This is a genomic window from Streptomyces sp. SID5469, assembly GCF_009862865.1.
Lineage (GTDB): Bacteria > Actinomycetota > Actinomycetes > Streptomycetales > Streptomycetaceae > Streptomyces > Streptomyces avermitilis.
This window is the reverse complement of sequence record NZ_WWIN01000001.1, coordinates 3392300-3416120: the sequence shown is the minus strand read 5'-3', so window position 1 is coordinate 3416120 and position 23821 is coordinate 3392300. Positions and strand designations below refer to the sequence as shown.

Annotated in this window: 23 protein-coding genes and 1 riboswitch; of the genes, 16 read left to right on the top strand and 7 right to left on the bottom strand. The window is 69.5% G+C overall.

Going from position 1 to position 23821, the window contains the following annotated elements; all coding sequences use genetic code 11:
* Positions 1 to 33 precede the first annotated feature (33 nt).
* The 5 genes from GTY58_RS14575 to GTY58_RS14555 all read left to right on the top strand — a co-directional run bounded on the left by GTY58_RS14575 (position 34) and on the right by GTY58_RS14555 (position 5361).
* Positions 34 to 1275, top strand: a complete 1242-nt coding sequence (locus GTY58_RS14575) for an Ig-like domain-containing protein (protein ID WP_010984219.1) — start codon at positions 34 to 36, stop codon at positions 1273 to 1275.
* Positions 1276 to 1355: 80 nt separating this feature from the next.
* Complete coding sequence (locus tag GTY58_RS14570) at positions 1356 to 2123, top strand: enoyl-CoA hydratase/isomerase family protein (RefSeq protein WP_010984218.1); 768 nt, start codon at positions 1356 to 1358, stop codon at positions 2121 to 2123.
* A 273-nt stretch (positions 2124 to 2396) separates the two neighbouring features.
* Complete coding sequence (locus tag GTY58_RS14565) at positions 2397 to 2981, top strand: ATP-binding protein (protein ID WP_161271975.1); 585 nt, start codon at positions 2397 to 2399, stop codon at positions 2979 to 2981.
* A gap of 362 nt (positions 2982 to 3343) precedes the next feature.
* Positions 3344 to 4165 (top strand): polysaccharide deacetylase family protein, encoded by an 822-nt coding sequence (locus GTY58_RS14560; protein WP_244905205.1) that lies wholly within the window; start codon positions 3344 to 3346, stop codon positions 4163 to 4165.
* Complete coding sequence (locus tag GTY58_RS14555) at positions 4165 to 5361, top strand: YncE family protein (protein ID WP_010984215.1); 1197 nt, start codon at positions 4165 to 4167, stop codon at positions 5359 to 5361. Before GTY58_RS14560 ends, GTY58_RS14555 begins: the two co-directional genes overlap by 1 nt.
* Here GTY58_RS14555 and GTY58_RS14550 read toward each other — a convergent pair.
* Positions 5328 to 6044, bottom strand: coding sequence for a GNAT family N-acetyltransferase (locus GTY58_RS14550; RefSeq protein WP_010984214.1), 717 nt, complete (start codon positions 6042 to 6044; stop codon positions 5328 to 5330). The genes GTY58_RS14555 and GTY58_RS14550 overlap by 34 nt on opposite strands.
* 56 nt (positions 6045 to 6100) lie before the next feature.
* Between GTY58_RS14550 and GTY58_RS14545 the strand changes: the two genes are divergently transcribed.
* The 3 genes from GTY58_RS14545 (at position 6101) to GTY58_RS14535 (ending at position 8182) form a co-directional block, all read left to right on the top strand.
* Entirely contained in the window at positions 6101 to 7027 is a 927-nt protein-coding gene (locus tag GTY58_RS14545) for a MerR family transcriptional regulator (protein WP_010984213.1), read from the top strand.
* A gap of 50 nt (positions 7028 to 7077) precedes the next feature.
* The gene (locus GTY58_RS14540) at positions 7078 to 7290 is read left to right on the top strand and encodes an EF-hand domain-containing protein (RefSeq protein WP_010984212.1); all 213 of its coding nucleotides are present in this window, start codon (positions 7078 to 7080) and stop codon (positions 7288 to 7290) included.
* Between the two features lie 229 nt (positions 7291 to 7519).
* On the top strand, positions 7520 to 8182 hold the full coding sequence (locus GTY58_RS14535) for an NAD(P)-binding domain-containing protein (RefSeq protein WP_010984211.1): 663 nt from the start codon (positions 7520 to 7522) through the stop codon (positions 8180 to 8182).
* A gap of 52 nt (positions 8183 to 8234) precedes the next feature.
* Here GTY58_RS14535 and GTY58_RS14530 read toward each other — a convergent pair whose 3' ends face one another.
* The 6 genes from GTY58_RS14530 to gcvT all read right to left on the bottom strand — a co-directional run bounded on the left by GTY58_RS14530 (position 8235) and on the right by gcvT (position 13851).
* Positions 8235 to 8774 carry an MOSC domain-containing protein gene (locus GTY58_RS14530; protein ID WP_078234453.1) on the bottom strand — a complete coding sequence of 180 codons (540 nt, stop codon included), beginning with the start codon at positions 8772 to 8774 and terminating at the stop codon, positions 8235 to 8237.
* Between the two features lie 10 nt (positions 8775 to 8784).
* Positions 8785 to 9339, bottom strand: a complete 555-nt coding sequence (locus tag GTY58_RS14525) for a glycoside hydrolase family 25 protein (RefSeq protein ID WP_010984209.1) — start codon at positions 9337 to 9339, stop codon at positions 8785 to 8787.
* A 119-nt stretch (positions 9340 to 9458) separates the two neighbouring features.
* Positions 9459 to 10826 (bottom strand): L-serine ammonia-lyase, encoded by a 1368-nt coding sequence (locus tag GTY58_RS14520; protein WP_010984208.1) that lies wholly within the window; start codon positions 10824 to 10826, stop codon positions 9459 to 9461.
* A gap of 107 nt (positions 10827 to 10933) precedes the next feature.
* On the bottom strand, positions 10934 to 12196 hold the full coding sequence (gene glyA / locus GTY58_RS14515; RefSeq protein WP_010984207.1) for a serine hydroxymethyltransferase: 1263 nt from the start codon (positions 12194 to 12196) through the stop codon (positions 10934 to 10936).
* Between the two features lie 13 nt (positions 12197 to 12209).
* Positions 12210 to 12587: a glycine cleavage system protein GcvH gene (gcvH, locus tag GTY58_RS14510; RefSeq protein ID WP_010984206.1), complete on the bottom strand. Its 378-nt coding sequence runs from the start codon at positions 12585 to 12587 to the stop codon at positions 12210 to 12212.
* Positions 12588 to 12732: 145 nt separating this feature from the next.
* Positions 12733 to 13851 (bottom strand): glycine cleavage system aminomethyltransferase GcvT, encoded by a 1119-nt coding sequence (gcvT, locus tag GTY58_RS14505; protein WP_010984205.1) that lies wholly within the window; start codon positions 13849 to 13851, stop codon positions 12733 to 12735.
* A 142-nt stretch (positions 13852 to 13993) separates the two neighbouring features.
* Positions 13994 to 14090, bottom strand: a riboswitch (glycine riboswitch).
* Positions 14091 to 14260: 170 nt separating this feature from the next.
* Between gcvT and GTY58_RS14500 the strand changes: the two genes are divergently transcribed.
* From GTY58_RS14500 to GTY58_RS14465, 8 genes are all read left to right on the top strand, one after another.
* Positions 14261 to 14953 carry an AAA family ATPase gene (locus tag GTY58_RS14500; protein WP_037649769.1) on the top strand — a complete coding sequence of 231 codons (693 nt, stop codon included), beginning with the start codon at positions 14261 to 14263 and terminating at the stop codon, positions 14951 to 14953.
* 152 nt (positions 14954 to 15105) lie between these two features.
* On the top strand, positions 15106 to 15888 hold the full coding sequence (locus GTY58_RS14495) for an enhanced serine sensitivity protein SseB (RefSeq protein ID WP_010984203.1): 783 nt from the start codon (positions 15106 to 15108) through the stop codon (positions 15886 to 15888).
* Positions 15889 to 16032: 144 nt separating this feature from the next.
* Complete coding sequence (locus GTY58_RS14490; protein ID WP_010984202.1) at positions 16033 to 16839, top strand: enhanced serine sensitivity protein SseB C-terminal domain-containing protein; 807 nt, start codon at positions 16033 to 16035, stop codon at positions 16837 to 16839.
* A gap of 393 nt (positions 16840 to 17232) precedes the next feature.
* On the top strand, positions 17233 to 18231 hold the full coding sequence (locus tag GTY58_RS14485) for an ABC transporter permease (protein WP_010984201.1): 999 nt from the start codon (positions 17233 to 17235) through the stop codon (positions 18229 to 18231).
* Between the two features lie 57 nt (positions 18232 to 18288).
* On the top strand, positions 18289 to 20040 hold the full coding sequence (locus GTY58_RS14480; RefSeq protein ID WP_237528788.1) for an ABC transporter substrate-binding protein: 1752 nt from the start codon (positions 18289 to 18291) through the stop codon (positions 20038 to 20040).
* A gap of 69 nt (positions 20041 to 20109) precedes the next feature.
* On the top strand, positions 20110 to 21117 hold the full coding sequence (locus tag GTY58_RS14475; protein WP_010984199.1) for an ABC transporter permease: 1008 nt from the start codon (positions 20110 to 20112) through the stop codon (positions 21115 to 21117).
* Positions 21114 to 22211 (top strand): ABC transporter ATP-binding protein, encoded by a 1098-nt coding sequence (locus GTY58_RS14470; protein ID WP_010984198.1) that lies wholly within the window; start codon positions 21114 to 21116, stop codon positions 22209 to 22211. Before GTY58_RS14475 ends, GTY58_RS14470 begins: the two co-directional genes overlap by 4 nt.
* Complete coding sequence (locus GTY58_RS14465) at positions 22208 to 23734, top strand: dipeptide ABC transporter ATP-binding protein (RefSeq protein WP_010984197.1); 1527 nt, start codon at positions 22208 to 22210, stop codon at positions 23732 to 23734. The genes GTY58_RS14470 and GTY58_RS14465 overlap by 4 nt, the downstream gene beginning before the upstream one ends.
* Positions 23735 to 23821 lie beyond the last annotated feature (87 nt).

The window sequence follows — 23821 nt, the reverse complement described above, 5'->3', positions numbered from 1 at the left end:
GGCCTCATCAGGCCGTGCGAGGGGAGAAGGATCGTGAACGGGCGACCGATATCGGGGGCGTCGGTTGACGCGCACAGCCACCGGAGCAAGGGAATCCTGGCACTGCTGCTGGGCGTTCTGCTGCTCGCGGTGACTGCGTGCGGCGGGGGCGGAGGCTCGGACTCCGGGTCAGGCGACGGCAAGGGCAAGGACTCCGGGCAGGCGGACACCAAGTCCTCGCAGGCCGTCGTGACGATCGCCCCGAAGGACGGCGCCGACGACGTGGCGACCAGCGGCGCCCTCAAGGTGACCGCGGCCAAGGGCAAGCTGACCGAGGTCAAGGTCGAGGACACCAAGGGCAATCCGGTCGACGGCAAGATAACCGGCGGGGGCGCCGGCTGGACGCCCTCGACCCACCTCGCCTCGGCCACCAAGTACAAGGTCCACGCGGTGGCGAAGGACGCCGACGGACACGAGTCCGCCGAGGAGTCCGCGTTCACCACGCTGACCCCGAAGAACACCTTCGTCGGCATCTACACGCCCGACAACGGCGCCAAGGTCGGTGTGGGCATGCCGTTCTCCGTCCACTTCACCCGGGGTATCACGCACCCGGAGGACGTCGAGAAGGCGATCACCATCAAGACCGAGCCGGCCGTCGACGTCAAGGGCCACTGGTTCGGCAACGACCGCCTCGACTTCCGTCCCCAGGAGTACTGGAAGTCCGGCACCAAGGTCACCGTGAACCTCAACCTCGACGGCGTCGAGGGCCGGCCCGGCGTCTACGGCAAGCAGGCCAAGACCGTCACCTTCACGATCGGCCGCGACCAGGTCTCCACGGTCGACGCCAAGACCCACAAGATGGTCGTCAAGCGCGACGGCAAGGTCTACAAGACGATCCCCATCACCACCGGCAAGCCGGGCTACGACACCTGGAACGGCCAGATGGTCATCAGCGAGCGCCTGCGGGTGACCCGGATGAACGGTGAGACGGTCGGCTACGGCGGCGAGTACGACATCAAGGACGTGCCCGACGCCCAGCGCCTGACCAACTCCGGCACCTTCATCCACGGCAACTACTGGGGTGGCGGCGCCTTCGGCAACTACAACGCCAGCCACGGCTGCATAGGGCTGCGCGACGTGCGCGGCGGCGGCGACCGCAGTGTGCCGGCCGGCTGGTTCTTCGACCACTCGATGATCGGCGACGTGGTGATCGTGAAGAACTCCCACGACCGGACGGTCGCGCCCGACAACGGGCTCAACGGCTGGAACATGTCCTGGGAGAAGTGGATCGCGTAAGCGCTCGTGCGGTACGGGCCCGGTGTGCTGTGACTCAGCACACCGGGCCCGTTGTCGTTAGTCGCCGTTAACCTTCCTTCATGACTGTGCATCTCGAAGTCGCCGAGGGCGTCGGCACCATCCGCCTCGACCGTCCGCCGATGAACGCGCTGGACGTCGCCACCCAGGACCGGCTCAAGGAACTCGCCGAAGAGGCCACGCGCCGCGAGGACGTGCGCGCGGTGGTGCTGTACGGCGGGGAGAAGGTGTTCGCGGCGGGCGCGGACATCAAGGAGATGCAGGCCATGGACCATACGGCGATGGTCGTACGCTCCCGGGCCTTGCAGGACTCCTTCACCGCCGTCACCCGCATCCCCAAGCCGGTCGTCGCCGCCGTCACCGGGTACGCGCTGGGCGGGGGCTGCGAACTGGCGCTCTGCGCGGACTACCGCATCGCCGCCGAGAACGCGAAGCTCGGCCAGCCGGAGATCCTGCTCGGCCTGATTCCGGGCGCGGGCGGCACCCAGCGCCTGTCCCGGCTGATCGGTCCCTCGCGCGCCAAGGACCTGATCTTCACGGGCCGGATGGTCAAGGCGGACGAGGCGCTGGCGCTCGGCCTGGTCGACCGGGTGGTTCCGGTCGGGGAGGTGTACGAGCAGGCGCACGCCTGGGCCGCGAAGCTGGCGCAGGGCCCGGCCCTCGCGCTGCGGGCGGCGAAGGAGTCGATCGACGTCGGCCTGGAGACGGACATCGACACCGGACTCGCGGTCGAACGGAACTGGTTCGCGGGCCTGTTCGCCACGGAGGACCGTGAGCGCGGGATGCGCAGCTTCGTGGAGGAAGGGCCGGGCAAGGCGAAGTTCCTCTGAGGGGCTCGGACCGGGGCTCGGACCGGAGCTTGGATCAGGGCGCGGACCGGGGCCCGGATCAGAGGTGAAAATTGTTCACCAAATTCCGCTGATCCCCTTGCAGTTGACGCGATGTCTCACCCGGGTCCCCCGAAGGGGCGGTTTATGGGAGCCTTAACGCAACCTTAAGTCCGCCTTGTCGGGGGGCTCGGGCGATTGCCCTGAAGGGGGTCGTTTTCGCAGGTCAGTTGGGCCGCGGACGCCCCTGAATTGCTTCTGGCATATGCCTTCCGAATGGTGCGGAATGGGGGATTCCGGGGGGTGTATTCCTTCGGAACGCCCCCCAAGGCCCCTCCGGGCGGCCATCATGGAGGCATGGCGGGGCTGGAGGGTATCGAACCGCCGCGGCAGCACGCGAGTGCGACCGCGGCACGCTGGTCGCCCGCGGTCGAGGATGAACGGGCGCTCAAGGCACTGGAGCTGTTCGGCAACCCGGCGGAGGCGGAGGTGCCGCTGCCGTCCCGCCCGGAGTCCGCGGCCACGGCACGACGGCTCGCGCAAGTCGTCGTGCTGCGCCACTGGGGGCTCTCGCCGAAGATGACCGAGGACGCGGTGCTGCTCGTCTCGGAACTCGTCGGCAACGCAGTACGGCACACCGGCGCACGCGTCTTCGGACTCCGGATGCGCCGCCGCCGCGGGTGGATCCGTATCGAGGTCCGCGACCCCTCCCGCGGCCTGCCCTGTCTGATGCCCGTTCAGGAGATGGATCTGAGCGGCCGTGGTCTCTTCCTCGTCGACACGCTCGCCGACCGCTGGGGCGTCGATCTGCTGCCGCGCGGCAAGACGACCTGGTTCGAGATGCGCGTCGCCGACCGCTGACGCCCGCCCGCAGTTGCCCCACAGATTCGGTTCCGTGTGCGAATCCGTGGGGGAATCGCTTTTGGATCAACCGACTGGTCTGCGATAGTCGAACACGCGACATCCACCCATTGACCCGGGCCACGGTCGTCGCAGGCGCCGTGGTTCACACCCCAACTCGTTCCGCGACGCCCGCAAGAGCCCCGGCCGCCCAGCGGTCGGGGCTTCTGTGTCCCCGGAGGGCGCCGCGGCCGAGCGACCCGCATCCCCGTCAAACGGTCCAATCATCGGTTTTCAGCATCATTCGCCCTTAAATGGTGCGGGTGACCACGCCCGCCCCCCTCCCTCAGCCGGACAGTGAGCCGGACAGTGCGACAGTCGTCGTGCGCGCGGCGCCGAACCGGCGCTCGGCGCTGCGCGCGGGCGCGGGGCTCGCCGCGGCCGGCGCGCTCGCCACCGGGGGCTCCGCCACCGGCGCCGGCGCACACCCGGCGTCCGCCTCCCGGGCGACCGGAACGTCCCACGCGGGAAGCTCCCGCGCACCCGGCATCCCGCACGCACCCAGCAGCCCCGTCTCCGCCCCCGCCCCCCGGGCCTTCCCGGGGCAGCCCGCCCAGATCACCCACGGCCCGCGCACCCGCCCCCGGGTCGCGCTCAGCTTCCACGGCCAGGGCGACCCCGCCGTCGCCGAGAAGCTCCTCGGCGAGGCGGAGAGCGCGGGCGCCCGGGTCACCGTGCTCGCCGTCGGCACCTGGCTCGACGAGCACCCGGGCATGGCCCGCCGCATCCTCGACGGCGGCCACGACCTCGGCAACCACACCCTGCGCCACATCGACATCAACGCGATGTCCGAGCCGGACGCGTACGCGGAGATCCTCGGCTGCGCGGACCGGCTGCGGCGGCTGACCGGCTCCATCGGCACCTGGTTCCGCCCCTCCCGCACCTCCCGTGCCTCGCCGCTCGTCGAACGGGTGGCCCGCCGCGTCGGCTACCCGCACGTCCTGTCGTACGACGTCGACTCCCTCGACTTCACCTCGCCGGGCGCCCCCGCCGTCACCCGCCAGGTCCTCGGCGGGGTCCGGCCCGGATCCGTGGTGAGCCTGCACTTCGGGTACGCCGACACGGTCGCCGCGCTCCCCGCCCTCCTGCACGAACTCGACCGCCGCGGACTGCGCGCGGTGACCACCACGGAGCTGCTGAGCTGATGCACCACCCCATCGAGAAGCACCTCAGGCGCACCCTGGCCGCCGGCGCCGCCCTCGTGTCCCTCGCCCTGCTGGCGGGCTGCGACGGCGACTCCAGGGACCGGGCGGACGAGGCCCTCGCCACCAAGGCCGCCGTACCCCCCGCCGAGAAGAAGCCGGTGGTCGACGGCCTGCCCGGCATGCCGCCCGTACTCGACCCGAAGGACGTCTACGCCGCCGACCGCCCCGGCAGGCTCTCCCCCGTGGTCAAGGACTTCCCGTCGCGGGTCTACGTCCCCAACACCAACTCCAACACCGTCACCGTCATCGACCCGAGCACCTACGAGGTCATCGAGACGATCCCGGTCGGCGCCCAGCCCCAGCACGTCGTCCCGTCCTGGGACATGAAGACGCTGTGGGTCAACAACGACAGGGGCAACTCCCTCACCCCCATCGACCCGAAGACCGGCGAGGTGGGCAAGGCCGTCGACGTGCACGACCCGTACAACCTGTACTTCACGCCCAACGGCACGTACGCGATCGTGATGGCCTCCCTCGACCGTGAGCTGGTCTTCCGGGACGCGCACACCATGAAGCGGATGAAGACCGTGCCGGTCAGCTGCTACGGCGTCAACCACGCCGACTTCTCGCTCGACGGCCGCTACTTCATCGTGTCGTGCGAGTTCAGCGGCGAGCTGCTGAAGGTCGACACGGAGCGGATGAAGGTGATCGGGCAGCAGAAGCTCCCGTTCGACGGCGCCATGCCGCAGGACGTCAAGATCTCGCCCGACGGCAAGAAGTTCTATGTCGCCGACATGATGGCCGACGGCGTGTGGGTCCTGGACGGCGACACGTTCGGCGAGCCGAGGTTCCTGCACACCGGCAAGGGCTGCCACGGCCTGTACGTCAGCCGCGACTCGCGCGAGATGTACATCTCCAACCGCGGCGAGGGCACCATCTCCGTCTTCGACTTCGCCGAGGACAGGCTGACCAAGAAGTGGAACCTGCCGGGCGGCGGCAGCCCCGACATGGGCGGCGTCTCGGCGGACGGCAAGGTGCTGTGGCTGTCCGGCCGCTACAACTCCGAGGTGTACGCCATCGACACCCGCACCGGTGTCCAGCTCGCCCGCATCAAGGTCGGCAGCGGCCCGCACGGGCTCGCGGTCTACCCACAGCCCGGCCGCTACTCACTGGGCCACACGGGCATCTTCCGCTGAGGCGACCGAGGCGACTGGGGCGACTGAGGCGACTGGGGCGACTGGGGCGACGCGCTGAGCAGGGCCTCCGCGCCCACCGGTCGATAGCCCGCCGCCTGGAACGCCCGCGCACTGCGGGCGTTCCCCGCGGCCACCTGCGCCCACACCGGTTCGCCGCCGCCCAGGTGCCGCGCCGCCGTGGCGAGCGTCCGCCCCAGCCCCCGATGCCGTACGTCCTCGTCCACCTCGACCGCGGCCTCCAACCGCCCCCCGATCCCACGCCCCAGGACGAGCACGCCCCCGTCGGCGGCCCACACCCGTATGCCGTCCCGCCGCGTGCGCGCCCGGACGGCCCGGGGATGGCCGGGATCGTCGATCTCCCTCAGCGCGAGCGGAGGGCCGTCCGGCAGCGGCGGGGCAACCGTCATCAGGTCGATGGTGTCGGTCGTACGGCCCGTGCGCTCCATGAACGCGGCCAGGAACCGCGGGTTCATCGTCGCCGCGAGCGCGTCGCAGTCGAGTGCGCGCAGGGTGTCGTACACCCAGGCGGGGTCCTCGTCGGTGAAGACGACGGAGTGCGCGGTGAAGGCGAGGACACCGGCGTCACGGTGGGAGTGCTGGGGTACGACGGTGATGCCGCCGTCGGCGGGCGGGAAGACCCCTCGGGCCGCCGCGTCCAGAATGTCCCGCAGAGCGTCCGTCATTCCGCCCCTTCTCCCCGCTTGAGTCTCCACCCGCTGGAAGGCCCAGACTCGCAGACATGATCGATGACGGCACCGGACTGTTCACCATCGGACAGCTCGCGCGGCGCACCGGCCTGTCGGTGCGCACCATCCGCTACTGGTCGGACGAGGGCGCCCTGCCACCGGTCACGCGCTCCTCGGGCGGCTACCGGCTGTACGACGCCGGGTCCGTGGCCCGGCTCGAACTCATCCGCACCCTGCGGGAGTTGGGCCTCGGCCTCGACGACGTGCGCGAGGTGCTGGCCGGCGAGACGACGGTCGCGGAGGTGGCGGCCACGCATGTGACGGCGCTGGACGCGCAGATCCGTGCGCTGAAGGTGACCCGGGCGGTGCTGTCGACCGTGGCGCGACGCGGTTCGACCGCAGAGGAGATGACACTGATGAACAAGCTGGCGCGACTGTCGGCCGCCGAGCGGAGGCGGATTCTGGAGGAGTTCGCGGACGAGATGTTCCGCGGGCTCGACACGGCGGATCCGGTGATCCGCGAGCGGATGCGGAACACCGCCGTGGACCTGCCGGACGAGCCCACGCCCGAGCAGGTGGACGCCTGGGTGGAGCTGGTCGAACTGTTGCAGGACCCGGAGTTCCGGGCGCAGATGCGGGCGGCGGCCGAGTTCAACGCGGCCGACCGCGGTCACGACAGCCCGGCCGGCGCTTCCCTGTGGTTCGTCAGGCGCCTCGTCCAGTTGGCGGCCGACGCGCGGCAGCGGGGGATCGCCCCCGAGGCGCCGGAGGCGGAGGAGGTGCTGCGGGAGCTGCTCGGCGAGGCCGACGGGGCCGCCGACCGGGCCGCCGTGCTGGAACGGCTGGAGGCCACGTCCAACGACCGGGTGGCCCGATACCGCGAGTTGCTCGCCGTGGTGAAGGGCGGCGGACCCCTGCCCGCGCACCGGGAGGAGTTCGGCTGGGTGGTCGCCGCACTGAGGGCTCGGCCGGGCCGTTAATCTGACCTGCGTCAGTAGGACAGCAAGGTACGAGAAAAGGGGCGGATCCGGTGGCGGACGTCGAGGAAGCACGCAAGCAGTTCGAGCGGATCGATACGGATGGTGACGGCTTTATCACGGCCGCCGAGTTCAAGACCGCCCTGGCCCAGGGTGGCGACTGGAACGTCACGGAGTCGGTGGCATCGGCCATCATCGCCAGCCGCGACCTCAACGGGGACAAGGTCCTCTCGTTCGACGAGTTCTGGACCCACCTGAACAAGTGAGTCGCACGGAAAGGGGCGCCCACCGGGTTCGGCGGGCGCCCCTTCGGCATGCCTGCCGGCGAAGAGGCAGGATGGCGTCGCCCGTCGCCCGTCGCCCGTCGCCCGTCGCCCGTCGCCCGGCACCCGTCGCCCGGCACCCGTCACCCGGATGCCGTACGCCGTGGAATAGCCCGTACGTCCCGGGAGTTGACGCCTCTCATCAGGAGCGTCAACTCCGGAAGGGCCTGTCATGAAGATCGGCATCATCGGCGCGGGCAACATCGGCGGCAACCTCACCCGGCGGCTCACCGCCCTCGGCCACGACGTCTCCGTGGCCAATTCGCGCGGACCGGGGACCCTCACCGCACTGGCCGAGGAGACCGGGGCGACGCCCGTGCCGGTCGAGGAGGCGGCGCGCGGCGCGGCGGTCGTCGTGGTCACGATCCCCCTGAAGGCGGTACCGGACCTGCCCTCCGGGATCCTCGACGGCGCCGCGGACGACGTGGCCGTGATCGACACCGGCAACTACTACCCGCGGCAGCGGGACGGGAAGATCGACGCGATCGAGGACGAGGGCCTGACGGAGAGCCGCTGGACCGCCCGGCAGCTCGGTCACACCGTCGTCAAGGCGTTCAACGGCACCTACGCCCAGGACATCCTCGACCGCGCGCGGCCTGCGGGCGCCCCGGACCGCCTGGCCCTCCCGGTCGCGGGCGACGACGCGGCCGCGAAGCAGGTCGTACGGGACCTGATCGACGAACTCGGCTTCGACACGGTCGACGCGGGCACCCTGGACGAGTCCTGGCGCCAGCAGCCGGGAACCCCGGTCTACGGCCTCCAGGAGGGCCGCGACGCGGTGACGAAGGCACTGGCGGAGGCGTCCCCGGAGCGTCCGGCGGACTTCCGCGCGTGACGCCGCGGGACGCGCGGACCGTCCGGCGCCGGCCGCCGCGGCCTGCCTGACGTCAGACGGTCCGGAGCGGCAGGTGCGGCCCGTCCGGCAACTCGACCTCGATCGAGTCCCCGGGCCGCACCACCCCGCCCGCCCGCACGACGCTCATGATCCCGGACTTGAAGGCGACGGCACCGTCGTCGCTGCCCACCACCTGCTTGAGCAGGCCTTTCTGAAAGGTGTCGATCTGGGCGCAGGGATTCCGCAGCCCCGTGACCTCGACGACGGCCTCGTCCCCGATGTGCAGCAGGGCACCGGTCGGCAGCCCCAGCAGATCGATGCCCCGGGTGGTGACGTTCTCGCCGAGTTCCCCGGCCGCGACGGTGAATCCGGCGCCGCGCAGCTCCTCGAAGAGTTCCTCGTGCATCAGGTGCACCTGGCGCAGATTCGGCTGCGAAGGATCCTTTCGCATCCGGAACCGGTGCTTGACGGTCACACCGGCGTGCACATCGCCCTCGACCCCCAGCCCGGCGAGCAGCGTGATGCTTTCCCGGTTCGGCTTGGTGAACGTGTACGTCCCGTTGCTGCTCACCGCAGCCACTGTCCCACCCATACCGGGCAGCCTATGGGGTGGCCCAGTCCCGCAGGTCGGCGAGGGTGTCGAAGTCCGCGACGTCCTTGTCCACGGGGTGATCGGTGTACTGGTGGAAACGCCACTTCGCCTTGATGCGCGGCTTGCCCGCGGTGACGTAGTCGGCGATCCAGAGCCCGTCACCCGCGTACGAGGTGGTGTCGATGTTCAGCCAGAAATTCCGGTTCGTGTACAGGACCACACGGTGATTCGGCCGCAGTTCCTTGAGCTCGCGGATGAACCGGTCCTTCTCGGCGTTCGTCGCGTGGGTGCCGTCGCCCGTCGTCTCCCAGTCGACGGCGAGCAGGTCGCCCGCCTTCTCCGGAGCCTTGCTCACGAAGTACTCGGCCTGGGCCGTGATGTTGCCGGGCCACAGGAAGTGGTAGAAACCGACCACGCAGTCGGCGTCGCGAGCCGTCTTCACCTGAGCCGTCAGCTTCGGGTTGACGTACGAACGGCCCTCCGTCGCCTTGATGAAGACGAAGGAGAGGCCGTCGGTGTCGTACGCGGACGACTGGTACGCGCTCACGTCGATGCCTCGCAGCATGGGGGCTCCCTGAAGTGCGGGTGGGGGTACAGGAGTTGATGCCTGTACCCACCTTTGCACGAGTGATCCCGCCCGGGAACGGAAACCATGACCCTGTGAACGGCGGCGCGCAGGCGGGTTCAGCACTCGATGATGTTCACCGCGAGGCCGCCCCGCGCCGTCTCCTTGTACTTGACCGACATGTCCGCGCCGGTCTCCTTCATCGTCTTGATGACCTTGTCGAGGGACACCTTGTGGGAGCCGTCGCCGCGCATGGCCATGCGGGCGGCGGTGACCGCCTTCGCCGCGGCCATGCCGTTGCGCTCGATGCACGGGATCTGGACCAGGCCGCCGACGGGGTCGCAGGTGAGGCCGAGGTTGTGCTCCATGCCGATCTCGGCCGCGTTCTCGACCTGTTCGGGAGTGCCGCCGAGGACCTCGGCCAGTGCGCCGGCCGCCATCGAGCAGGCCGAGCCGACCTCCCCCTGGCAGCCGACCTCCGCGCCGGAGATGGACGCGTTCTCCTTGAAGAGCATCCCGATGGCGCCGGCCGCGAGCAGGAAGCGTACGACCCCGTCCTCGTCCGCGCCCGGCACGAAGTTGATGTAGTAGTGCAGCACGGCCGGGATGATGCCCGCGGCGCCGTTCGTCGGGGCCGTCACGACCCGGCCGCCGGCCGCGTTCTCCTCGTTCACCGCCATCGCGTAGAGCGTGATCCACTCCATGGCACGGGCCAGCGGGTCACCCTCGGCGCGCAGCTGGCGGGCCGAGACCGCCGCCCGGCGGCGCACCTTCAGACCGCCCGGCAGGATGCCCTCGCGCGACATGCCGCGCGACACACACGCCTGCATGACCCGCCAGATGCCGAGGAGCCCCTCGCGGATCTCCTCCTCGGTGCGCCACGCCCGCTCGTTCTCCAGCATCAGCGCGGAGATCGACAGACCCGTCTCCCGGGTGAGCCGCAGCAGCTCGTCACCGGTCCGGAAGGGGTACTTGAGGACCGTGTCGTCCAGCTTGATGCGGTCCTCGCCCACCGCGTCCTCGTCGACGACGAAGCCGCCGCCCACCGAGTAGTACGTCTTCGACAGCAGTTCGGCGCCCGAGGCGTCGTACGCCCACAGGGTCATGCCGTTCGCGTGGTACGGGAGCGTCTTGCGGCGGTGCAGGACCAGGTCCTCGGAGAAGTCGAACGCGATCTCGTGCTCGCCGAGGAGCCTGATCCGCCCCGACTCCTTGATCGTCGCCACCCGGTCGTCCGCGCCCTCCACGTCGACCGTCCGCGGGGACGCGCCCTCGAGGCCGAGCAGCACCGCCTTGGGCGTGCCGTGACCGTGCCCGGTCGCGCCCAGCGAGCCGTACAGCTCGGCGCGGACCGAGGCCACCGGGTCCAGCAGCTCCTCGTTGCGCAGCCGGCGGGCGAACATGCGCGCCGCCCGCATCGGGCCCACCGTGTGGGAGCTGGACGGGCCGATGCCTATCGAGAACAGGTCGAAGACGGAGATGGCCACGGTGACTCCTCAAAACGGGGGTGGAACAAGGGGGGCCCGACCGGACCGGCCCAAGGGGCGGGGCACCGCGCTCACGTCCCAGTGTGCACGGTGCCCCGAGGGATGAACTACTTCAGACCGGGATACAGCGGGTGCTTGTCCGCCAGTGCCGTCACCCGGGCCTTGAGGGCGTCCGCGTCGTAGGACGGCTTCAGCGCCTCGGCGATGATGTCCGCGACCTCGGTGAAGTCCGCGGCCTGGAAGCCGCGGGTGGCGAGGGCCGGCGTACCGATGCGCAGGCCGGACGTCACCATCGGCGGGCGCGGGTCGTTCGGGATGGCGTTGCGGTTGACCGTGATGCCGACCTCGTGGAGGCGGTCCTCGGCCTGCTGGCCGTCCAGCTCGGAGTCGCGCAGGTCGACGAGGACCAGGTGCACGTCCGTGCCGCCCGAGAGGACGTCCACGCCCACGGCCTTGACGTCGTCCCGGACCAGACGCTCGGCCAGGATGCGGGCGCCGTCCAGCGTGCGCTGCTGGCGCTCCTTGAAGTCGTCGGAGGCGGCGACCTTGAAGGAGACGGCCTTGGCGGCGATCACGTGCTCCAGCGGACCACCCTGCTGACCCGGGAAGACCGCGGAGTTGATCTTCTTGGCCAGTTCGGCCGTCGACAGGATCACGCCACCGCGCGGGCCGCCCAGCGTCTTGTGCGTGGTCGTGGTCACGACATGGGCGTGCGGCACGGGGTTCGGGTGCAGACCCGCCGCCACCAGGCCGGCGAAGTGCGCCATGTCGACCATCAGGTACGCGCCGACCTCGTCCGCGATCCGGCGGAACGCGGCGAAGTCCAACTGGCGCGGGTACGCCGACCAGCCGGCCACGATCAGCTTCGGCCTGGACTCCTTGGCCAGCTTCTCGACCTCGGCCATGTCCACCTGGCCGGTGGTCTCGTCCACGTGGTACGCGACCACGTTGTACAGCTTGCCGGAGAAGTTGATCTTCATGCCGTGGGTCAGGTGCCCGCCGTGCGCGAGGTTCAGACCCATGATCGTGTCGCCGGGCTTGAGCAGCGCGAACATGGCGGCCGCGTTGGCCTGGGCGCCCGAGTGCGGCTGGACGTTGGCGTGCTCGGCGCCGAACAGCTCCTTGACCCGGTCGATGGCGATCTGCTCGACCACATCGACGTGCTCGCAGCCGCCGTAGTAGCGGCGGCCCGGGTAGCCCTCGGCGTACTTGTTGGTGAGGACCGAGCCCTGGGCCTCCATGACCGCGACCGGAGCGAAGTTCTCCGAGGCGATCATCTCGAGGGTGGACTGCTGACGGTTCAGCTCGGCGTCGACGGCGGCGGCGACGTCCGGGTCGAGCTCGTGCAGAGGCGTGTTCAGAAGCGACATCAGATACGGATCCTTAAGAGCCGGAGAACTCGGTGTACTCGTCCGCGGAGAGCAGGTCCTTCGGCTCCTCCGCGACGCGTACCTTGAACAGCCAGCCACCCTCGAACGGAGCGGAGTTCACCAGCGACGGGTCGTCCACCACGTCCTGGTTGGCCTCGACGACCTCGCCCGTCACGGGGGAGTACAGGTCGCTGACCGACTTGGTCGACTCCAGCTCGCCGCAGGTCTCGCCCGCGGTCACCGTGTCACCGACCTCCGGGAGCTGGACGTACACGACATCGCCGAGCGCGTTGGCCGCGTGCTCCGTGATGCCGACCGTCGAGACGCCGTCCTCGGCGCCCGACAGCCACTCGTGCTCCTTGCTGTAGCGCAGCTGCTGGGGGTTGCTCATGGCGTGAATTCTCCTGTACGCGGGGGAGTGGTGGTGAACGGGGGACTGCTGGTGGGCATGCCCGGGGGACTGTCGTTGATCAGGGAGAACGCGCTCGGTGATCAGAGAAGACGTGCCCGGTGAGGCGGGGAAGACGTGCCCAGTGTCACTTCTGGCGCCGGTAGAACGGCAGCGCCACGACCTCGTACGGCTCGTGGCTGCCCCGGATGTCCACGCCGACCCCGGCCGTGCCCGGCGCCGCGTGCGCGGCGTCGACGTACGCCATCGCGATCGGCCTGCCCAGCGTGGGGGAGGGGGCGCCGGAGGTGACCTCGCCGATCACCTCGCCGCCGACGACGACGGGGTACCCGGCACGCGGCACCCGGCGGCCCTCGGCGATCAGTCCGACGAGGACGCGCGGCGGGTTCTTCTCGGCCAGGGCGGCGGCCTCGGTGAGCGCCTCGCGCCCCACGAAGTCACCCTCCTTCTCGAACTTCACGACCCGCCCGAGCCCCGCGTCGAAGGGGGTGAGCGAGGTGCTCAGCTCATGCCCGTACAGCGGCATGCCCGCCTCCAGGCGCAGCGTGTCCCGGCAGGACAGACCGCAGGGGACGAGCCCGGCCGGGGCGCCCGCCTCGGTCAGCGCCTGCCACAGCTTCTCGGCGTCCGCGGGGTCGACGAACAGCTCGAAGCCGTCCTCACCCGTGTAGCCGGTGCGGGCGATGAGCGCCGGGACGCCCGCGACCGTGCCCGGCAGACCCGCGTAGTACTTGAGGCCGTCCAGGTCCGCGTCGGTCAGCGACTTGAGGATGCCGGGGGACTCCGGGCCCTGCACGGCGATCAGCGCGTACGCGTCACGGTCGTCGCGCACGACCGCGTCGAAGCCGCCGGCCCGCTCGGTGAGCGCGTCCAGGACGACCTGGGCGTTGGAGGCGTTGGCCACGACCAGGTACGTCTGCTCCTGGAGCCGGTACACGATCAGGTCGTCGAGGATGCCGCCGTCGGCCCGGCAGATCATGGTGTAGCGGGCGCGGCCGACGCCGACGGAGGCGATGTTGCCGACCAGCGCGTAGTTCAGGAGCGCGGCGGCCCCGGGGCCGGTGACGGTGATCTCGCCCATGTGGGAGAGGTCGAAGAGACCGGCCTTGCTGCGGACGGCGAGGTGCTCGTCGCGCTCGGAGCCGTAGCGCAGGGGCATGTCCCACCCTGCGAAGTCGGTCATCGTCGCGCCCAGCGAGCGATGCAGGGCATCGAGCGCGGTGTGACGGGGTGCGTTGCTGCTCATCGGTGGTGCTCCCAAGGCATGACGGCGAGGTCGTTCCTCCCCATCTGTCATCGGAACCTGAGAGGTTCGCCATGACCGTCACGGGTCACTGGCTTGCACCTTGGGTGGAGCCACTGGACAGCGGCCCGCTTTTCAGATGTGCCTCGCCCGCGCGGTAACGGGGCCTGAGAGATTCAAGGGAGGGACTTGCTCCTTCGGCGTCCGGGCACACGTACCCGGAACTCTCCCGCGCGGATTCAAGCGGCCGGTATGCAGTTGGCGGGCACATCATTGCACGCATCGTCCGCGCGCGGCAGGGCCGCATCTGTAACCGGCCTGTGGCACTCCGAGTACGGAAACGAGAGGCATCGCGCATTACCTTCTCTTTACACTCGACGGGGATGGGACTCCAGACCCACTGGGGAGGACGATCACGGTGAAGAGGATTACGGCGTACGCGACGACCTCGGGCATCGCGCTGCCCGAGCAGCCCGGAGTACCGGCCCGGGACGCGTGCGGCCCGCAGCCGGCGGCCGTCGTCCGCGACCTGCGTGACCGCGCGGGCCGCAGCCCGCACGGACTCACCTTCGGCGCGGCCGATCTCGTCGTGGTCACCGGCCTGCCCGGCAGCGGCAAGTCGACGCTGATGCGCCGGGCGGTGCGGGGCGCCCGTGTCGACTCCCAGGACACCCGCGACCGCTGGGACACCCGGCTGGCCGGCTTCCTGCCGTACGCGGTCTACCGGCCGCTGGTCCGGCTGGCCCACTACGCGGGACTGCGCCGCGCGCTGCGCTCCGGCGCGGGCGTCGTCGTGCACGACTGCGGTACGCAGGCCTGGGTGCGCCGCTGGCTCGCCCGCGAGGCCCGCCGCCGCGGCGGCACGCTGCACCTGCTGCTCCTCGACGTCACGGTGGGCACCGCGCTGGACGGGCAGCGCGAGCGCGGCCGGGGCGTCTCGCGCTACGCGTTCCTCAGGCACCGCAAGGCGGCGGGTCACCTGCTGCGCTCGGTGGAGAAGGGGAATCTGCCCGAGGGCTGTGGTTCGGCGATCCTGATGGACCGCACGGCGGCGGACGTACTGAACCGCATCGACTTCGCGGCCGGAGTGGCGACGGCGGCCTGAGCGCACAGCCGCGCGCACCGGCCCGAGCGGCAGCAACAGCACGAGCCCCGGGAGCGGTCCGACCGTCCGGCCTCTCCCGGCGCCCCGCTCACCCACTACTGTTTCCAGCCGAAACAGCGGTTCAACGGCGGTTCACAGCAGGCGGTAGACAGATGGACATCCCGGCACAGGCGCACCCGCACTCCCATTCGCACGGCGGATGGCCCGGCAACGAACTGGAGGAGGTGCTCTCCGCGTCCCTCGGCGTACCCGCGTCGCCGTCGACGGGCGCCCGGATCGTGGAGGTCCTCGGCCACAGTTTCGTCTGGGTGCCGCTGCCCGGCGGGGGCGGACCGCACAGCGGCCCGCTCGACCTGCCCACGCTGGAGCTCGACGGCCAGGCGTTCGTCCCGGTCTTCAGCTCCGAGGAGCAGTTCCGCCAGGTCGTCGGCAACCACATGTCGTACACGATCGCGCCCGCCGTGGAGTTCGCGCGCGGGCTGCCGCCGCAGGTCGGCATCGCGGTCAACCCGGACGGCGTGGTGGGCGTGCCGCTGCCGCCGGACGCGGTCGCCGAACTGTGCCGGGTCGGCCGGACCCCTCTCGACGGGCCCGCGAGCGGCGGCCGGGTGCGGCTGTTCGAGCCGGACTGGCAGGACGACCCGGTGGACTTCCTCGCGGCGGCCTCAGCCGAGTTCGCCGAGACCGGCATCGTGGTGAGCGCCCGCCGCTGCATGGCCGCCATCGAGACCTCCGACCCGGTGATGTTCATCGGCGTCGAACTGTCCTCGTGGGAGGCCGACGCCCGTACGCTCCCGCTGGACGCCCTCGGCCGCGCGCTGGGCCGGGTGCCGGTGGACCGCCCGGTGAACATGGTCTTCCTGGACGTGGCCCAGGATCCGGTGGGCGAGTGGATGCGGGCCCAGGTGCGGCCGTTCTACCAGCACGGGTACTGACCGGCCGGCCGCCGGCGGCGACACCTCGGGCGACGTGGGGCCAAGTCGCTGTCAGGATCGCCGCTTAAGCTGGTTTCATGGCTCGGTCGAGGTGTTGAGCGGGGATGACGTTGTCGTGAGTTTGTCGCGAAGGGGCGGTAGAAGGTGAGCGCGTCGGGCACGGCCGCGGCCGGGCAGGTCGAGCACATGCTGCGCCAGGTGACGCCCGGGCGTTACGACGCCTACGAGGCGCTCCTTCGTGCGCTCGCGACCCCGTCGGCCGGCCAGATCTGGATGCTGCTGTGGCACGGTCAGGCCGGTTCGCCCGACGCCCAGTACGGGAACATGGAGGTCGACGGCTACGGCTACGCGCCCTGCGTCACCTCCGCCCAGGAGCTCTCGGCCAGCGGCTGGAACAGATCGTACGAGGTGGTCGACGGCCTCGACGTGGCCCGCACCCTCTACCCCGACCACTTCGGCCTCTGGCTGAACCCGCACGCCCCCGGCGGCGGCGTCGGCATCCCCTGGCTGGACCTGCGCCGGATCGCCACGGGCCTGGAGCGCCAGCCGGCCGGCCCGCTCCGGCTCTCCGAACCGGGCATCGAGGTCCCCCAGTTCTACGCCCTGCTCACGCAGAACGCGCACCGCACGCCCGCCGTGCGCTCACTGCGCCGCGCCTGGGTGCAGCCCGCCCTCGGCGCGCCCTATCTGGCCATCGGCCTCGATGTGTACGACACGTCGCCGCCGGCCGTCGACTCCGTGCGCGGGATGATGCAGCAGTCCATCGGCGCGGTCCCGGACGGACTGCCCGTCTCGACCGTCGCGATGTCCGACGCGTACGACCCGGTCGCGATGTGGCTGCGCGCCAACGCCCGTCCCTTCTACGACCGTGAGGCCCACGCGGCCCCGGCACCGGCACCGGCCCCGGCGGCGGGCGGGTACGGATACCCGCCGGCCCGCGGCGGGTACTGACCGGCTGCCGCGCCCCTGGCGGCGGTCACAGTGGGTCACGGCCTTCTTCGCGCGTAGATGACGGCGGATGATCCTGTTCGTCACCATATTGCCGGTGTGTCCCAACTGCCCTGTGTCCGAAGGCTATTACCCCGCGTTCGGATAACGGAATCCCTCTGACATCATCACGGTTGCGCATACTTTCGTCGTCAGGTCTGGCACGTGATCGACGACTCGCTGAAGACTCCCCAGGCAGACACAGATTCTTCAATTCTGTGAGCTGGTGAAAGTCGACGAATCAGCCGGGCGATCGGGCCGCATCATCTGCGGTCGCCGCTCGGCGCGCAAGTGAACCAAGCCGCAGACAGCGGCGGGCGTAGGCCGGTCACCACCGGCGAGAGGGGTCGGGTCACTGTGACCGCACCGATCGAGACCACCGGGGCGGCAGCCGAGGCACAGCCGGAGGCTGTGCTCGTCGGCGCCGAGAAGGGGCAGATCGAGGGCCGTTCCCTGGGGCAGATCGCCTGGTCCCGCTTCAAGAGGGACAAGGTGGCCGTCGTCGGCGGCGTCATCGTCATCCTGCTGATCCTGGTCGCGGTGCTCTCCCGCCCCATCCAGGCCCTGCTGGGTCTTGACCCGAACGCCTTCAACCAGGACCTGATCGACCCGAACACCTCCCTTCCCAAGGGAAGCTTCGGCGGCATGAGCGGAGACCACCCGCTGGGTGTGGAGCCGAAGTTCGGACGCGACATCGCCACCCGCGTCCTGGAGGGCTCCTGGGTCTCGCTGGTCGTCGCGTTCGGTGCCACGATCCTGTCCAACGTGATCGGCGCGATCCTCGGCGTGGTGGCCGGCTACTACGGCGGACGGGTCGACACGATCATCAGCCGGCTGATGGACACCTTCCTCGCCTTCCCCCTCCTGCTGTTCGCCATCGCCATCTCCGCAACGCTCCAGGGCGGCGCCTTCGGTATGGAAGGGCTGCCGCTCCACCTCAGCGTCCTGATCTTCGTCATCGGCTTCTTCAACTGGCCCTACCTGGGACGTATCGTCCGGGGGCAGACGCTGGCCCTGCGCGAGCGGGAGTTCGTCGACGCCTCCCGCGGCATGGGCGCGAAGGGTCCGTACATCCTCTTCCGGGAGCTGCTGCCGAACCTGGTCGGCCCGATCATCGTCTACTCGACGCTGCTCATCCCGACCAACATTCTCTTCGAGGCGTCCCTGAGCTTCCTCGGGGTCGGTATCCAGCCCCCGCAGGCGTCCTGGGGCGGGATGCTCAGGGAAGCGGTCACCTACTACCAGGTGGACCCGCAGTACATGATCGTGCCTGGCCTCGCCATCTTTGTGACCGTGCTGGCGTTCAACTTGCTGGGCGACGGTCTCCGCGACGCTCTCGACCCGCGCAGCCGCTGAGACCGGCCGCTCCGAGGGCATATCAAGTTTCCGACAATGGAGGGGAACCCGACCATCATGCGAAGGTCAGCGCTGGCCGCGATTGCGGCCATCGGCAGTGCGAGTCTGCTGGTTGCAGGCTGCAGCAAGGCCGATGACAACAAGGATGACAACAACTCGAAGTCGGCTGGGGCCAACGCAGCGACCAAGGACGTCGTCAACGCCTCCACCAAGAAGGGGGGCACGGTCACCTACGAGTACTCCGATGTCCCGGACTCCTTCGACCCCGGCAACACGTACTACGCGTACATGTACAACCTCAGCCGGCTGTACGCCCGTCCGCTGATGACCTTCAAGCCCGCCCCGGGCGAGAAGGGCAACGAGCTGGTCCCGGACCTCGCCGCGAGCGCGGGTGTGCCGAGCGACGGCGGTAAGACCTGGACGTACAAGCTCCGTTCGGGGCTGAAGTACCAGGACGGCACCGCGATCACCTCGAAGGACGTCAAGTACGCCGTCGAGCGCTCCAACTTCGCGCGTGACGTGCTCTCCCTCGGCCCGAACTACTTCCAGCAGTTCCTCGTGGGCGGCGACAAGTACAAGGGTCCCTACAAGGACAAGAGCGCCAAGGGCCTGAAGTCGATCGAGACGCCGGACGACACCACGATCGTCTTCAAGCTCAACCGCGCCTTCCAGGAGTTCGACTACCTGGTCGCGGCGCCGCAGACGGCTCCGGTGCCCCAGTCCAAGGACAAGGGCATCGACTACGTCAAGAGCATCGTGTCCTCGGGCTCGTACAAGTTCCAGAGCTACGACGACGGCAAGCAGGCCGTCCTCGTCCGCAACGAGAACTGGGACCCGAAGACGGACCCGCTGCGCAAGCAGTACCCGGAAAAGATCGTGGTCAACCTGAAGGTCAACGCCGAGACCATCGACAAGGACGTCCAGGCCGGCGACGCGATCGACCTGGGTGGTACGGGTGTCCAGGCCGCGACGCAGGCGCAGGTCGTCAACTCCGCGGAGAAGAAGGCCAACACCGACAACACCTACGGTGGCCGTCTCGTCTACATGGCGATCAACACCAAGGTGAAGCCGTTCGACAAGCTCGAGTGCCGCAAGGCCGTGCAGTACGCGATCGACAAGGTCTCGGTGCAGACCGCCGAGGGCGGCCCGATCCGCGGTGACATCGCCTCCACCGTCCTCCCGCCGGACATCCCGGGCTACGAGAAGTCGGACGTCTACGCCACCTCCGGCAACAAGGGTGACGCGGCCAAGGCCAAGGAGCAGCTGAAGGCCTGCGGCAAGTCGTCGATCAAGACCAACATCTCGGCGCGCAGCGACCGTCCGCAGGAGATCGACGCGGCGACCGCGATCATCAACTCGCTGAAGAAGGTCGGCATCGACGCCAGCCTGAAGCAGTACCCGTCGGGCAAGTACTTCACCGACTACGCGGGTGTCCCGAAGTTCACCGAGAAGCAGAACCTCGGTCTGATCATGATGCAGTGGGGCGCCGACTGGCCGTCCGGCTACGGCTTCCTGCAGCAGGTCCTGAACGGCAGCGCCATCGGTTCCTCGGGCAACGTGAACCTCTCCCAGTTCGACAACAAGGACGTCAACTCGCTGCTGGGCAAGGCGATCGGTACCGAGGACAAGACCGCGCGCGACGCCCTCTACACCGAGATCGACAAGAAGACCATGGACGAGGCGGTCCTCGTTCCGCTGACCTACTTCAAGGTCCTGCTGTACCGCCCGACGACGTACACCAACCTGGTGTCGACGGCGGCCTTCAGCGGTCAGTACGACTACCTCAACATCGGCTCGACCAAGAAGTAGCCCCGGAAGGCAGGTGAAGGCATTGGTGCCCGCGGGCTTCGCGGCCCGCGGGCACCAGCGCCGATCCCCGTGATCTCGTACATCCTCCGTCGGACGTTCGCGGCAGTGATCCTGCTGCTGGTCGTCACCGCGGTCACCTTTGCGATCTTCTTCCTGCTGCCGAGGATGGCCGGCCAGACCGCCGACCAACTGGCTCAGCAGTACATCGGGAAGAGCCCCACCGCCGCGGACATCGCGACCGTCAAGCACAACCTCGGTCTGGACCAGCCCCTGTACGTCCAGTACTGGCACTTCATCAAGGGGATCGTGTCCGGCGCCACCTATGACCTGGGGCCCACCACGGCGCACTGTGACGCGCCGTGCTTCGGTTACTCCTTCAAGACCCATGTCGCGGTCTGGCCGCAGCTCACCTCGCGCCTTCCGGTGACGATCTCACTGGCCGCCGGCGCGGCCGTGCTGTGGCTGCTGTCCGGTGTGGCGGTCGGCGTGATCTCCGCGCTCAAGCCGCGCTCGTTCTTCGACCGCACCTTCATGGGGGTCGCGCTCGCCGGTGTCTCGCTGCCCATGTTCTTCACGGGCAACCTCGCGCTGCTGCTCTTCACCTACCAGTGGCCGATCTTCGGGCGTACGTACGTCCCGTTCACCGAGAATCCCGCGCAGTGGGCCAACACGCTCTTCCCGGCGTGGTGTTCCCTCGCTCTGCTGTACTCCGCCATCTACGCGCGGCTGACCCGCTCGGGCATGATGGAGACGATGAACGAGGACTTCATCCGCACGGCTCGCGCCAAGGGTCTGCGCGAGCGCAACGTCGTGGTCCGGCACGGTCTCAGGGCCGCGCTGACCCCGATCATCACGGTCTTCGGCATGGACCTGGGGCTGCTGCTCGGCGGTGCGCTGATCACCGAGTCGGTGTTCTCGCTGCACGGTGTCGGTGAGTACGCCGTGAAGGCGATCCAGGACAACGACCTGCCCCCGATCCTTGGCGTCACCCTGCTCGCCGCCTTCTTCGTAGTGATCGCAAATCTCCTGGTGGACCTGCTGTACGCAGCCGCCGACCCGCGGGTGAGGCTCTCGTGACCGAACTGTCCAAGACCGGCGCCGCCGTGGGGGAGCCCACCCGCTCGCCCTCGGACGCGCCCCGTGCCTTCCTCGAGGTCCGCGACCTCAAGGTGCACTTCCCCACCGACGACGGTCTGGTCAAGTCCGTCGACGGGCTCAGCTTCCAGGTGGAGAAGGGCAAGACCCTCAGCATCGTGGGCGAGTCGGGCTCGGGTAAGTCCGTCACCTCGCTGGCGATCATGGGTCTGCACCGGCTCGGCGCGCGCGGCAAGAACGTGCAGATGTCCGGTGAGATCTGGCTCGACGGCCAGGAACTGGTGTCCGCCGCCCCGGACGAGGTGCGCAAGCTCCGCGGCCGCGAGATGGCGATGATCTTCCAGGACCCGCTGTCCGCGATGCACCCGTACTACACGATCGGCAACCAGATCGTGGAGGCGTACCGGGTCCACCACGACGTCAGCAAGAAGGTCGCGCGCAAGCGTGCGGTCGAGATGCTCGACCGGGTCGGCATCCCCGAGCCGGCCAAGCGTGTCGACAGCTATCCGCACGAGTTCTCCGGCGGTATGCGCCAGCGCGCGATGATCGCGATGGCGCTGGTGAACAACCCCGAACTGCTGATCGCCGACGAGCCGACGACCGCGCTCGACGTGACCGTCCAGGCGCAGATCCTGGACCTCATCCGGGATCTGCAGAAGGAGTTCGGCTCCGCGGTCGTCCTGATCACCCACGACCTCGGCGTGGTCGCCGAGATCGCCGACGACGTCCTGGTGATGTACGGCGGCCGGTGCGTGGAGCGCGGCCCGGTCGACGAGATCTTCGAGCAGCCGCAGCACCCGTACACCTGGGGTCTGCTCGGCTCGATGCCCCGCATCGACCGCGACACGTCCGACCGGCTCATCCCGGTCAAGGGTCAGCCGCCGAGCCTCATCAACGTCCCCTCGGGTTGCGCCTTCCACCCCCGCTGCCCGTACGCGGACGTGCCCAAGGGCGACGTCACCCGCACCGTGCGCCCCGAACTGCAGCAGGTCGGCGGCGGACACTGGTCCGCCTGCCACCTCTCGCAGGAGGACCGTACGCGGATCTGGACCGAAGAGATTGCGCCGAAGCTGTGAGTGAGACGAAGAAAGCGGACGCGACCGAGCCCGCCGCGAAGGTCCCGCACCAGGGGTCGGCTCCCGAGGAGCGCGACGTCCTGCTCAAGGTCCAGGGGCTGACCAAGCACTTCCCCATCAAGAAGGGGATCCTGCAGCGTCAGGTGGCCGCGGTGAAGGCCGTCGACGGCATCGACTTCGAGGTGCGCAGGGGCGAGACCCTGGGCGTGGTCGGCGAGTCGGGCTGCGGCAAGTCGACCATGGGACGGGTCATCACCCGGCTCCAGGACCCGACCGGCGGCACCATCGAGTTCGAGGGCAAGGACATCACGCGGCTGAGCACGGCCGGGATGCGTCCGCTGCGGCGGGACATCCAGATGATCTTCCAGGACCCGTACGGTTCGCTGAACCCGCGGCACACCATCGGCTCGATCGTCTCGGCGCCGTTCCGGCTCCAGGGCGTGGAGCCCGAGGGCGGCGTGAAGAAGGAGGTCCAGCGGCTCCTGGAGCTGGTGGGTCTGAGCCCCGAGCACTTCAACCGCTACCCGCACGAGTTCTCCGGCGGCCAGCGCCAGCGCATAGGCATCGCCCGCGCGCTCGCGCTGAAGCCGAAGCTGGTCGTGGCGGACGAGCCGGTCTCGGCGCTGGACGTGTCGATCCAGGCGCAGGTCGTGAACCTGATGGACGACCTCCAGTCCGAGCTGGGCCTGACGTACGTGATCATCGCGCACGACCTCTCCGTCGTCCGCCATGTCTCGGACCGTATCGCCGTGATGTACCTCGGCAAGATCGTCGAGCTCGCCGACCGGACCTCGCTGTACGAGGCGCCGATGCACCCGTACACCAAGGCCCTGATGTCGGCGGTGCCGGTCCCGGACCCCAAGCGCCGGGGTGCCAAGAGCGAGCGCATCCTGCTCAAGGGTGACGTGCCCTCGCCGATCTCGCCGCCGAGCGGCTGCCGCTTCCACACGCGGTGCTGGAAGGCGACGGAGATCTGCCGGACGACCGAGCCGCCGCTGCTGGAGCTGAAGCCCGGTCAGCAGGTCGCCTGCCACCACCCGGAGAACGCGGAGGACCAGGCGCCGCAGGACACGGTGCTGCTCTCGGCGGCGAGGGAGGCGATCGAGGTGGTGTCGGTGGGGGAGACTCCGCAGACGCCGGCGAAGACGGCCGACGTTGCGGTCGCCGAGAAGACGGCTGAGAAGACGGCTGAGAAGGCTGTCGAGGAGACGGTCGCCGAGAAGGCGGCTGAGAAGGCTGTCGAGGAGACGGTCGCCGAGAAGGCGGCTGAGAAGGCTGTCGAGAAGGCTGTCGCCGAGAAGACGGTCGAGAAGGCTGTCGCCGAGAAGGCGGTCGCTGCGGAGACGGTCGAGAAGGCAGCCGTCGCGGAGACGGTCGCGGAGTCCGCCGAGCCCGCCGACGCCGACACCGCCGACGAGCCCGCCGCTGTCGCAGACCCCGCTGTCGCAGACCCCGTCGACGAAGACCCCGCCGCCGAGTCGGCGGAAGCGGAGTCGGGCCGTCAGGAGTCAACCGACAAGTAGGCCATGACGACTTGGTAAAGTCATGCACATGTCTAAACGGGAGAGTGCAGAGTCTGGCGTGTCCGTCTGATCGGAACACGCTCGAAG